At 63.7% G+C, this 12307-nt stretch carries 12 protein-coding genes; 10 read left to right on the top strand and 2 right to left on the bottom strand.

Annotation, left to right across the window (positions count from 1 at the left end):
- Nucleotides 1-38: 38 nt before the first annotated feature.
- From NCS00_RS06860 to NCS00_RS06815, 10 genes are all read left to right on the top strand, one after another.
- Nucleotides 39-410, top strand: coding sequence for an SMR family transporter (locus NCS00_RS06860; RefSeq protein WP_008349817.1), 372 nt, complete (start codon nt 39-41; stop codon nt 408-410).
- A gap of 52 nt (nt 411-462) precedes the next feature.
- Nucleotides 463-1620: a DegT/DnrJ/EryC1/StrS family aminotransferase gene (locus NCS00_RS06855; RefSeq protein ID WP_250439669.1), complete on the top strand. Its 1158-nt coding sequence runs from the start codon at nt 463-465 to the stop codon at nt 1618-1620.
- Nucleotides 1621-1649: 29 nt separating this feature from the next.
- Complete coding sequence (locus NCS00_RS06850) at nt 1650-2687, top strand: glycosyltransferase (RefSeq protein WP_008349819.1); 1038 nt, start codon at nt 1650-1652, stop codon at nt 2685-2687.
- Nucleotides 2684-3670: a formyltransferase gene (locus NCS00_RS06845; protein WP_250434657.1), complete on the top strand. Its 987-nt coding sequence runs from the start codon at nt 2684-2686 to the stop codon at nt 3668-3670. The genes NCS00_RS06850 and NCS00_RS06845 overlap by 4 nt, the downstream gene beginning before the upstream one ends.
- The gene (locus NCS00_RS06840; protein WP_008349823.1) at nt 3667-4713 is read left to right on the top strand and encodes a bifunctional UDP-4-keto-pentose/UDP-xylose synthase; all 1047 of its coding nucleotides are present in this window, start codon (nt 3667-3669) and stop codon (nt 4711-4713) included. Before NCS00_RS06845 ends, NCS00_RS06840 begins: the two co-directional genes overlap by 4 nt.
- A 9-nt stretch (nt 4714-4722) precedes the next feature.
- Complete coding sequence (locus tag NCS00_RS06835) at nt 4723-5619, top strand: polysaccharide deacetylase family protein (RefSeq protein WP_008349825.1); 897 nt, start codon at nt 4723-4725, stop codon at nt 5617-5619.
- Nucleotides 5620-5690: 71 nt separating this feature from the next.
- Nucleotides 5691-6152, top strand: a complete 462-nt coding sequence (locus NCS00_RS06830; RefSeq protein WP_008349827.1) for a peroxiredoxin — start codon at nt 5691-5693, stop codon at nt 6150-6152.
- A gap of 398 nt (nt 6153-6550) precedes the next feature.
- On the top strand, nt 6551-8416 hold the full coding sequence (locus NCS00_RS06825; RefSeq protein WP_250439666.1) for a PhoH family protein: 1866 nt from the start codon (nt 6551-6553) through the stop codon (nt 8414-8416).
- A gap of 198 nt (nt 8417-8614) precedes the next feature.
- Nucleotides 8615-9544: a C40 family peptidase gene (locus NCS00_RS06820; protein WP_033536115.1), complete on the top strand. Its 930-nt coding sequence runs from the start codon at nt 8615-8617 to the stop codon at nt 9542-9544.
- A 58-nt stretch (nt 9545-9602) separates the two neighbouring features.
- On the top strand, nt 9603-10409 hold the full coding sequence (locus tag NCS00_RS06815; RefSeq protein ID WP_250439664.1) for an SDR family oxidoreductase: 807 nt from the start codon (nt 9603-9605) through the stop codon (nt 10407-10409).
- Between the two features lie 39 nt (nt 10410-10448).
- Here the strand turns inward: NCS00_RS06815 and NCS00_RS06810 are convergent, their stop codons facing one another.
- Complete coding sequence (locus tag NCS00_RS06810) at nt 10449-11459, bottom strand: inorganic phosphate transporter (protein ID WP_008349834.1); 1011 nt, start codon at nt 11457-11459, stop codon at nt 10449-10451.
- Nucleotides 11460-11554: 95 nt separating this feature from the next.
- Nucleotides 11555-12181, bottom strand: coding sequence for a DUF47 domain-containing protein (locus NCS00_RS06805; RefSeq protein WP_008349836.1), 627 nt, complete (start codon nt 12179-12181; stop codon nt 11555-11557).
- Between the last annotated feature and the right edge of the window lie 126 nt (nt 12182-12307).

The raw sequence follows: 12307 nt of genomic DNA, 5'->3' as shown, positions 1-12307 counted from the left end.
GAACCGAGTATCCTTGTTCCGCATTTGAAAAACGCGCGATGAACCCGATCTCCTTTATTTGCATCGTCATCGGCGTATCGTTGAACGCATGCGCCCAGCTCCTGCTCAAAGCCGGCGTGAACGCGGTGGGCCATTTCGACATGACGCCCGCCAACATTCTGCCGGTCGGCATCAAGATCGCGACGCAGTGGCCGATCATCGGCGGGCTTGCCTGTTATGTGCTGAGCGTCGTCGTGTGGATTGTCGGGCTGTCGCGCGTGGACGTGTCGATCGCCTATCCGATGCTCTCGCTCGGCTATGTCGTCAACGCGTTCGCCGCGTGGTACCTGTTCGGCGAAGTGCTGTCGATGCAGCGGCTCATCGGCATCGGCATCATTCTGGTCGGCGTCGTGGTGCTCGCGCGCGGCTAGTTGCCGGACCGAAGCGTCCGCCGGATCAATTCATTTTTTAAACGCATAGTCCATGACTCAAACAACGCGGCCGTTCCTGCCCTTCGTGAAGCCCGATATCGACGAAGAAACCATTCAGGGCGTCGTCGAGGTGCTGCGCTCGGGCTGGATCACGACCGGCCCGCAGAATCAGCAGTTCGAGGCGGAGTTGTCGGCGTACGTGGGCGGCCGCCCGGTGCGCGCCTTCAACTCGGGCACCTGCACGATGGAAATCGGCTTGCGCATCGCGGGCGTCGGCCCCGGCGACGAAGTCATCACCACGCCGATGACCTGGGTGTCGACCGCGAACGTGATCCTCGAAGTCGGCGCGACGCCGGTGTTCGTCGATATCGATCCGGTCACGCGCAACATCGACCTGAATCTGCTCGAACGCGCAATCACGCCGCGCACCAAGGCGCTGATGCCCGTCTATCTGGCCGGCCTGCCCGTCGACATGGACAAGCTCTACGAGATCGCGCGCGCCCACAAGCTGCGCGTGATCGAAGACGCCGCGCAGGCGTTCGGTTCGACGTGGAAAGGCCAGCGCATCGGCGCGATCGGCGACATCGTGTCGTTCAGCTTCCACGCGAACAAGAATGTGACGTCGATCGAAGGCGGCGCGCTAGTAATGAATAACGAGGACGAAGCGGAACTCGCGCGCAAGTACCGTCTGCAAGGCATTACGCGCACGGGCTTCGACGGCATGGATTGCGACGTGCTCGGCGGCAAGTACAACCTGACGGACGTGGCGGCGCGCGTCGGCCTCGGCTCGTTGAGGCGCGTCGAGAGCATCACGCAGCAGCGCCGCGAACTGGCGCGCCTCTATTTCGAAGCCTTCAAAGGCGGCGCGGCGGTCGAGCTCGGCGTGGGTCTGCCGGTCGAGAACTTCACGGACCACAACTGGCACATGTTCCAGATCGCGCTGCCGCTCGAAAGGCTCAAGCTCACGCGCGCGGAATTCATGGCGCAACTGAAGGAGCGCAACGTCGGAAGCGGCGTGCATTACCCGGCGCTGCACTTGTTCACGCTGTATCGCGCGCGTGGCTACAAGGAAGGCATGTACCCGCATTCGGAGCATTACGGCGCGTCGAACGTGACGCTGCCGCTCTTCCCGGGCATGACCGCCGACGACGTGACGCATGTCGTCCGGTCCATCGACGAAATCTGCGAGCAGTTCGGACACAACGGGTAACACGGACCATCAAGGACAATCAGCGCAACATGAGTCATTTCGATTTTCCGGCGACGTCCCCCGAGCTTTCGGTGATCATCCCGGTGTACAACGAAGCGGACGGCCTCGCCGCGCTTTTCCAGCGCCTCTATCCGGCGCTCGATGCGCTCGGCACGTCGTACGAGGTGATCTTCATCAACGACGGCAGCCGCGACAAGTCGGCCGCGCTGCTCGCGCAGCAGTTCCACGTGCGGCCCGACACGACGCGCGTCATTCTGCTCAACGGCAATTACGGCCAGCACATGGCGATCCTCGCGGGCTTCGAACAGTCGCGCGGCGAGATCGTCGTCACGCTCGATGCCGACCTGCAGAATCCGCCCGAGGAAATCGGCAAGCTCGTCGCGAAGATGCGCGAGGGCTACGATTACGTCGGCACGATTCGCCAGCAGCGGCAGGACAGCCTGTGGCGCAAGAAGGCGTCGCGCGCGATGAACCGCCTGCGCGAGCGCATCACGAAGATCAAGATGACGGACCAGGGCTGCATGCTGCGCGCGTACAGCCGCCATATCATTGATACGATCAATCGCTGCGGCGAGATCAACACATTCATTCCGGCGCTCGCGTACACCTTCGCGCAAAACCCGATCGAAGTCGATGTCGCACACGAGGAGCGGTTCGCGGGCGAGTCGAAGTATTCGCTCTATAGCCTCATCCGCCTGAACTTCGATCTCGTTACCGGCTTTTCGGTCGTGCCGCTGCAATGGCTGTCGTTCATCGGCGTGATTCTGTCGGTCGGCTCGGCGGGCCTGTTCCTGCTGCTGTTGATTCGCCGCTTCATGTTCGGCGCGGAAGTCCAGGGTGTGTTCACCCTCTTCGCCATCACGTTCTTCATGCTCGGCGTCATCATCTTCGCGCTCGGGCTGCTCGGCGAGTACATCGGGCGCATCTATCAGCAGGTGCGCGCGCGGCCGCGCTATCTCGTGCAGACGATTCTCGAACAGCGCGACGGCGTATCGGTCGCCGCCAAGCCGTTGCAGGACGCCGTGCAGCAAGTGGTCGCCGTCACGCGCGAGGAAGACGACCGATGAAGCCGCGCGCAGTCGTCTTCGCGTATCACAACGTCGGCGTGCGCTGTCTGCAGGTGCTGCTCGCGCGCGGCGTCGATGTTGCGCTCGTCGTCACGCACGAAGACAGCGCAAGCGAGAACATCTGGTTCGGCAGCGTCGCGCAGGTCGCGGCGGAACATGGCATCGACACGATCACGCCTGCCGATCCAAAGTCGCCCGAGCTTTTCGGCGCGGTGGAGAAAATCGCGCCGGACTTCATCTTCTCGTTCTACTACCGGCACATGCTGCCCGTCTCGCTGCTTTCGCTCGCAAAGCGCGGCGCGTACAACATGCACGGCTCGCTTCTGCCCAAGTATCGCGGCCGCGTGCCGACGAACTGGGCCGTCATCAACGGCGAAACCGAGGCCGGCGCGACGCTGCATGAAATGCTCGCGAAACCCGATGCAGGCGCGATCCTCGCGCAAACGCCGGTGCCCATCCTGCCCGACGACACAGCAGCGCAAGTCTTCGACAAGACCGTCGTTGCCGCCGAGCAGACGCTCTGGCGCGTGCTGCCCGCCTTGCTCGCCGGCGAAGCGCCGCATCTGCCGAACGATCTCGCGGCGGGCAGCTATTACGGCGGACGCAAGCCGGAAGACGGCCGCATCGACTGGTCGCAGCCGGCGCAGCGTGTCTACAACCTGATTCGCGCGGTCGCACCGCCGTATCCGGGCGCGTTCACGGATATCGGCCCCGATCGTTTCATCGTCGCGCGGGCGCGGCTCGTGCCCGAAACGGGCGCGCCGGGCGTTTCACCCGAAAGACTCCGTGAGCTGCGGGGTTTGCCCCCGGGCCTGACCGTGGCGGATAATGCGCTGTTTGGCGTCTGCGGCGATGGCCGCGTCATCGCCATCCACGAATTGCGTCACCGGCCCCTGAACGCCGACGCGCAACCGTCGGGCGAAGAACGCACCGTCGATCCTTCCGAATTCGGCCGAATCATTCAATCCTCTCGTCATTCATGAAAAAAGTTCTGATCCTGGGTGTCAATGGCTTCATCGGCCATCACCTGTCCAAGCGCATCCTCGAAACCACCGACTGGGAAGTCTTCGGGATGGACATGCAAACCGATCGCCTGGGCGACCTCGCGAATCACGAGCGGATGCATTTCTTCGAGGGCGACATCACGATCAACAAGGAGTGGGTCGAGTATCACGTGAAGAAGTGCGACGTGATCCTGCCGCTCGTCGCGATCGCCACGCCCGCCACGTACGTGAAGCAGCCGCTGCGCGTGTTCGAGCTCGACTTCGAGGCGAATCTGCCGATCGTGCGTTCGGCCGTGAAGTACGGCAAGCATCTGGTGTTTCCGTCGACGTCCGAGGTGTACGGCATGTGCACCGACGAGCAGTTCGATCCGGAAAACTCCGTGCTTTCCTACGGCCCGATCAACAAGCCGCGCTGGATCTACGCGTGCTCCAAGCAACTCATGGACCGCGTGATCTGGGGCTACGGCATGGAGGGTCTCAACTTCACCCTCTTCCGTCCGTTCAACTGGATCGGCCCGGGCCTCGACTCGATCTACACGCCGAAGGAAGGTTCGTCGCGCGTCGTGACGCAGTTCCTCGGGCATATCGTGCGCGGCGAAAACATCAGTCTCGTCGACGGCGGCGCGCAAAAACGCGCGTTCACCGACATCGACGACGGCATCGGCGCGCTGATGAAGATCATCGAAAACAAGGGCGGCGTGGCGTCGGGCAAGATCTACAACATCGGCAATCCGACGAACAACTTCTCGGTCCGCGAACTCGCGAACAAGATGCTCGCGCTCGCAAACGAATTCCCCGAGTACTCGGACAGCGCGAAGCAGGTGCAACTGGTCGAGACGTCGTCGGGCGCGTACTACGGCAACGGCTATCAGGACGTGCAGAACCGCGTGCCGAAGATCGACAACACGATGCAGGAACTCGGCTGGGCGCCGCAAGCGTCGATGGACGACGCGCTGCGCAAGATCTTCGAAGCGTACCGCGGCCACGTGGGCGAGGCCCGCAAGCTGGTGGAACAGGCGTAAGGCGCGCGCGTGGCTCGCATCGTTCTGAAAATCGACGTCGATACGCTGCGCGGCACGCGCGAAGGCGTGCCGAACCTCGGGCGGCTCCTCGACAAGTACAGCGCCCGCGCGACGTTCCTCTTCAGTCTCGGCCCGGATCACACCGGCTGGGCGCTGCGGCGGGTCTTCCGGCCCGGCTTTCTGAAGAAGGTGTCGCGCACGTCGGTGGTCGAGCATTACGGCGTGAAGACGCTCATGTACGGCGTGCTGCTGCCGGGGCCGGATATCGGCCGCGAAGCGGTGTCGGAAATGCGTGCGATCCACGAGGCCGGCTTCGAATGCGGCATCCATACGTGGGATCACGTCTACTGGCAGGACAACGTGCGCGGGCGTGATCGCGACTGGACCGTCGCGCAGATGCAGCAGAGCCACGCGCGCTTCATCGAGATTTTCGGCGGACCGCCCGTCACGCACGGCGCCGCCGGCTGGCAGATGAACGGCTACGCGTTCGAGCAGATCGACGCGTGGGGCATGCGCTACGCATCCGACGGGCGCGGCCACACGCCGTATATTCCCGTGCTCGACGGCCGCACGCTGAATCACATCCAGATGCCGACCACGCTGCCGACGCTCGACGAAGTGCTCGGCGTCGACGGCGTCGACGAAAGCAATGTCGCGGCGCACGTGCTGCGTCATACGGCGAACAATCCGCACGATCAGGTGTTCACGCTGCACGCCGAACTCGAAGGCCAGAAGCTCGCGCCGGTGTTCGAGCAACTGCTCGCCGGCTGGCGCGCGCAGGGACACAGCTTTGCCACGATGGGCGATTACCATGCGGCGCTGGACCGCGCGTCGCTGCCCACGTACCCTGTGACGTGGGGCGAGATTCCGGGCCGCGCGGGCGAACTGATCGTCCAGCCGGGCTGAAGCGGCGCGTGGCCGCTTTCTCCCCGCCTCGCTTTTCTCACCGATAAACCAGAACGACCGGAGAAACCTACGTGTCAGTTGCAGTCGACCAGCCCGTTCCCGACTTCACCGCACCCGCGACGGGTGGCGAGTTCACCCTGTCCTCCTTGCGCGGCAGAAAGGTCGTGCTCTTCTTCTATCCGAAGGACAACACGCCCGGCTGCACCACCGAAAGCCTGCAATTTCGCGACCACTACGATCAGTTCAAGGCGGCCGGCGCGGAAGTGATCGGCATCTCGCGCGACAGCGTGAAATCGCACGACAACTTCAAGGCGAAGCTCGAGCTGCCTTACACGCTGGTTTCGGACGCTGACGAAGCGATCTGCACGCTCTTCGATGTCATCAAAATGAAGAAGATGTATGGCAAGGAAGTGCGCGGCGTGGAGCGCTCGACCTTCCTCGTCGACGCAAACGGCGTGCTGCGACGCGAGTTTCGCGGTGTCAAGGTGCCGGGCCACGTAGAGGCGATCGTCGAGGCTGTACAAGCGATTTGAGGCACGTTATATTGGTTCGCAATGAGCGCCTGCCTTCCCCATTTCCTTCGTTCCAGTGCAAGCCGCCGTGTGCCTGTGGGTACGGTGGGCATGGACCCGGGCTATGTGGATCCGGCAAGGGAAAGGCGCTCTGAAGCTGAAGTCAGCCGCTGGTTCCGGTAGTCGGAACGGCGGCTTTTTCATTTGGCGTCGCACGAAAGCCACGCTTCATCGGCTCGGGCGCGGCGTGTTGCACGCAACCTCCAAGGAGCAGATCGAAACTTAGGCGAACCGGCGATTTCGACAACGAAGCGCGCCTCCGGGCGCAAACTGCAGGATTCGTATCGCTTCGAGGGCGTACGAGCAGGATGCGACAGGCGGCGCACGATACACGACCCGATTCCTTTCGAGGGAACATCATGCCTTTGCCTACCGCCCCGGCCAAGCTCGGCCATCTCCTTCCGGCTGAAGAATACAAGGCCAAAGCCCGGCCTTCGAAGCAGTCGAAAAAACAAGCCGCGGCGAGCGATGACGACGCCTATGGCGCGGTCGAGACCGTCGCCGCCGAGCGTCCCGCCACGAACGCCGCGCACACGCTGCGCTCGATCGCGAACGAAGTGCTGACCCAGATTCCGGCCGAGCCGCCCGTCGAAGCCGTCGTGCCGCCGCCCGCACCGGGCACCGTCCCTACGCGCGGCCGAAAATCGAAGCAGACCGCCGCGCTCCTGCAGCCGACGCCCGGCGCCCGCGCCACGCCGGATGCAGTCGAAGCGCGCACGGAGCGCGCCGAAACGCCCGTCGCGACCGAAGCACCTGTCTCGGCCACGGCGCGCGATACGCGCGCGCAGAACAAACGTCGCAAGGGCACGGCTGCCGAAGCCGAATTGCGCAAGCTCTTCGTGCTCGACACCAACGTGCTGATGCACGACCCGAGTTCGCTCTTCCGCTTCGAGGAACACGACGTCTATCTGCCGATGATGACGTTGGAAGAACTCGACAACCACAAGAAGGGCATGTCGGAAGTGGCGCGCAACGCGCGTCAGGTGAGCCGGACGCTCGATGCGCTCGTCGCGCACGCGGGCAACGCCAGCAAGATGGCCGAAGGGCTTCCGCTCGCTGCGCAAGGCAATCGCGACGCGCTCGGCCGCCTCTACTTCCAGACGACGCTCACGGACATCGAGCCGGTCGAAGGCCTGCCCGTCGGCAAGGCGGACAACCAGATTCTCGGCGTCGTGCGCGCGCTGCAGAAGGAGCGGCCGGATCGCCAGGTCGTGCTGGTGTCGAAAGACATCAACATGCGCATCAAGGCGCACGCGCTCGGTCTGCCTGCCGAAGACTACTTCAACGATCAGGTTCTCGAAGACAAGGATCTGCTCTACTCCGGCGTGCGCGCACTGCCGCAGGATTTCTGGACCAAGCACGCGAAGGGCATGGAGAGCTGGCAGGACACCAAGACCGGCACCACGTATTACCGCGTGACCGGGCCGCTGTGCCCTTCGATGCTCGTCAACGAGTTCGTCTATCTCGAGCCGCAGAACGGCGAGCCGTCGTTCCATGCGGTCGTGCGCGAGCTCAACGGCAAGACCGCGCTCCTGCAGACGCTGCGCGACTACGGTCATCACAAGAACAACGTGTGGGGCATCACTGCGCGCAACCGCGAGCAGAACTTCGCGCTGAATCTGCTGATGAACCCGGAAGTCGATTTCGTCACGCTGCTGGGTCAGGCCGGCACCGGCAAGACGCTGATGGCGCTCGCCGCGGGCCTTGCGCAAGTGCTCGACGACAAGCGCTACAACGAGATCATCGTGACGCGTGCGACGGTTCCGGTCGGCGAGGACATCGGCTTTCTGCCCGGCACCGAGGAAGAGAAGATGCAGCCGTGGATGGGCGCATTCGACGACAACCTCGAAGTCCTCCAGAAGACCGATGACGCCGCCGGCGAATGGGGCCGCGCCGCGACGCAGGAGCTCATCCGTTCGCGTCTGAAGGTGAAGAGCATGAACTTCATGCGCGGACGCACGTTCGTCGACAAGTACGTGATCATCGACGAGGCGCAGAATCTCACGCCGAAGCAGATGAAAACGCTCGTCACGCGCGCGGGCCCCGGCACGAAGATCGTGTGCCTCGGCAACATCGCGCAGATCGACACGCCGTACCTGACCGAAGGCAGTTCGGGTCTCACGTATGTCGTCGATCGCTTCAAAGGCTGGACGCACAGCGGTCACGTGACCCTCGCGCGCGGCGAGCGTTCGCGCCTCGCCGATTACGCGTCCGACATTCTGTAAGCGCGCGGCTTTCAACGCGATGAAACGGCCCGGCGGAGCGATCCTGCCGGGCCGTTTCCTTTCGTCCTAACGTTCCGCACTTGCAACACTTACGGCACAGACTTCATGTAAATCCTCAAGACATCTTGCCGCACGGCCGTGCGGCGGATTAGTATCGGCACACTGTCCTGCCTGGCGGGTTGCCGCTCGCCTTTTGCAATGCGTCGAATCTGCCTGCCGCTACTTGTTACCGTCATGCTCGCCGCGTGTGGATCCGCGCCGCAGCAGACGGCACGCAAGCCTGCGGCCAGCACGAGCGCCAACCGCACTTATAGTCCGCCGCCCGGTTTTCCGAAGTTCGTCGATCACAGTGTCGGGCGCGAGGAAATCTCCATTCAGGCGATGTCGCTCGTCGGCGTGCCGTATCGCTGGGGCGGCAACACGCCCGATGCGGGCTTCGATTGCAGCGGGCTCGTGCGGTATGTCGTCGACCGCGCGGCGTCCGTGAATCTGCCGCGCACGACCGCCGACATGAGTTCGCGCGGCGAATCGGTCGAACCCGACGAGATCGCGCCGGGCGATCTGATCTTCTTCAACACGACCGGACGGCCGCATTCGCACGTGGGCATCTATGTCGGCAAGCTGCGCTTCGTGAATGCGCCATCGACGGGCGGCACGGTGCGCCTCGACTATCTGACGAACCCGTACTGGGCGAAACGATTCGACGGCATTCGCCGCGTCGCGCCGCCGAAGACCGCGCCTACCCCGTTCGATGCGCCGACTTACATCGCGTCGCCTGCGCCCGTGCAAGCGCCTGCTCCGTCATCCGCCGACGCTTTCGAGCCCCCGCCCTCGACGCTCAACGCGGCGCAACGCCAGGCTCGCGCCGCGAGCGCTACGACGCCTGGCGTCGCGACGATCAACGCTTCATCGGATCCGATTCAGGCCGCCGCCGACGCCTTCGAACCGCCGCCGCCGACATCGACCGCCGCGCGTCAGCAGGCGCGCTCCGCACAAGCCGCTGCCGATCCCTACGATTCCGCCGAGCCGCCCGTGCGCGTGATGCGCGCCTCCACCGGCTCGCTCGCCGCACCCCGCCCCGCACAGAACGACGATCCCATCGCCCGCTTCGCCACCGGCACGAACTGACGCGCGCTGCGCGTCTCTGCTATCGTGTTCCGATCATTCGTCGACGGAGCGCAACACCATGGACCTGGGACTCGCGGGCAAGGTTGTCCTGATTACGGGCGGCAGCAAGGGGATCGGATTTGCATGCGCCAGAGCGTTCGCGAGCGAAGGCGCGAAGGTCGCGATTGTTTCGCGCGACGCTGCGAATCTGGCCCGCGCCCGGGAGCAACTCGCGAGCGACGGGTATCACGTGCATCTCGCTCGCGCCGACCTGCACGAGGCCCACAACGCCGAGGATGTCGTCGAGGAAGCGAGCACCGCGCTCGGGCCGATCGACATTCTTATCAACAGCGCCGGCGCCGCGCGCCGCTACGATCCGGACACGCTCGACGCCGCGGCCTACAGAGCGGCGATGGACGCCAAATACTTCTCCTATGTCTATCCGCAGCAGGTCGTTCTCAAGCGCATGGCGGAGCGCCTGCGTAACGATCCGAAAGCCGAGCCTGGCGCGATCGTCAACATCGTGGGAATGGGCGGCAAGATCGCGACGGACATCCACATCGCAGGCGGCGCGGCCAATGCGGCGCTGATGCTCAACACCGTCGGGCTCGCGCATCACTACGCGAAGCTCGGCATCCGCATCAACGCGATCAATCCGGGCGCGACGCTCACGGAACGCGTCGAGGAAGCGCTCGATCTGGAGGCGAAGCGGCAAGGCGTGACGCGCGATCAGGTGCTCGCCGACAGTCAGGCGAAAGTGCCGCTCGGACGCTATGCGAAGCCGGAGGAAATCGCCGACGTTGCGCTCTTTCTGGCGAGCCGCCGCGCGAGTTACGTGTCGGGCGCGATCATTCCGATGGACGGAGTGTCGTCGCCGATCATCTGACGCGCTGCGGGCCCGATGAGAGCCCGCAGGCGGAACGAATCAAAGGAAGCGGTGGCCGATCCACCAGCCGGCCGCCGCGAGCGCGGCGGACGCGGGAATGGTCAGAATCCACGCCCACACGATATTGCCCGCGACGCCCCAACGCACGGCGCTGAATTTCTGCGTCGCGCCGACGCCGACGATCGCGCCGGTGATCGTATGGGTCGTCGATACGGGAATGCCGAGGAACGACGCGACGAAGAGCGTGATCGCCCCGCCCGTCTCCGCGCAGAATCCGCCGACCGGCTTCAGCTTCGTGATCTTCTGACCCATGGTCCGCACGATGCGCCAGCCGCCGAAGAGCGTGCCGAGACCCATCGACAGGTAGCACAGGCCGATTACCCAGACGGGCGGCGCTTCGGCTGTTGCGGAGGCGTAGCCGGTCGCGATCAGCAACATCCAGATGATGCCGATGGTTTTTTGCGCATCGTTGCCACCATGGCCGAGCGAATACAGGCCAGCCGAGACGAGCTGCATGCGGCGGAAGCGCCGGTCGACCTTCGAAGGCGGCGTGCGGAAATACAGCCACGACACGAGCAGCATGAAGAACGAGCCGAGCACGAAGCCGAGCAGCGGCGAGATGAAGATGAATGCGACGGTCTTGAGCAGCCCGTCCCAGTTGAGCGACCCCCAGCCGGATTTGGCGAGCGCCGCGCCGACGAGGCCGCCGATCAGTGCGTGCGACGAACTCGATGGAATGCCGTAGATCCAGGTGACGATGTTCCAGCCTATCGCGCCGACGAGCGCGCCGAAAATGACGTAATGATCGACGATCTCCGGATCGATCGTGCCCTTTCCGACGGTTGCGGCGACCTTGAGGTGAAAGATGAAATACGCGATGACGTTGAACGCCGCGGCGAAGGCGACCGCCTGCTGCGGCTTCAATACGCCGGTCGAAACGACCGTGGCGATGGAGTTGGCGGCGTCGTGAAAGCCGTTCATGAAGTCGAACGCGAGTGCGACTATGACGAGCAAGGCGACTGCCCAGATGGCGAGTTGAATCGAATGCATCGGTTGGTGTTGTTTTTACCGGCGCTCGAAGACGGCGCGGGATTGTGTCGTCGTTGCCCGCGTTGCGTGATGCGCCGCGGGCTCGGGCGGCATGATCAGGCGTTTTCCAGCACGATGCCTTCGATGATGTTCGCGACGTCTTCGCACTTGTCGGTAATCGTCTCGAGCAGTTCGTAGATCGCCTTCAGCTTGATGAGCGTCTTGACGTCGTCTTCCTCGCGGAAGAGCTTCGACATCGCCGAGCGCAACACGCGGTCCGCGTCCGACTCGAGCCGGTCTATTTCCTCGCAGATCTTCAGGATTTCGCTCGCGCGCTTCATGTCCGCCAGCAATTCGACGGCCTGCTGCACGCGCGTGACCGTGCTCGTGCAGATATGCGCGAGCTGGCTCGCCTCCGACGTCACGAAACGCACGTCGTACAGGGAAATAGCGGTGGCCACGTCCTCCATCAGGTCGAGGATGTCGTCCATCGTCGTGATGAGCTTGTGGATTTCGTCGCGGTCGAGCGGCGTGATGAACGTCTTGTGCAACAGGTCGATGGTTTCGTGCGTGAGCTTGTCGGCGCGCTTCTCGTTCGCCTGCACGTTCTGCTTGTGAACCTCGGCTTCGTCGAGGTTGTCGATCAGCAGTTCGAGCTCGCGGCTCGCATCGACCATGCACTTCGCATGCGCGTTGAAAATCTCGAAAAATTTGCCCTCGGTGGGCATGAAACGACCGAACATGAAAATCCCGATAAATGGGTCAATCTGAGTCAGACATCAAACTGACATATTGTACCTGTGTGCACTACCCGACGCACCGCGCGCATCTGACGCGCGGCCGCTATTGCCCCGGACTTGACAGCGGTT

It is taken from the genome of Caballeronia sp. AZ1_KS37 (assembly GCF_023631165.1).
Lineage (GTDB): Bacteria > Pseudomonadota > Gammaproteobacteria > Burkholderiales > Burkholderiaceae > Caballeronia > Caballeronia zhejiangensis.
The sequence above is the reverse complement of the archived record's forward strand: the minus strand, read 5'-3'. Positions and strand labels throughout refer to the sequence as shown.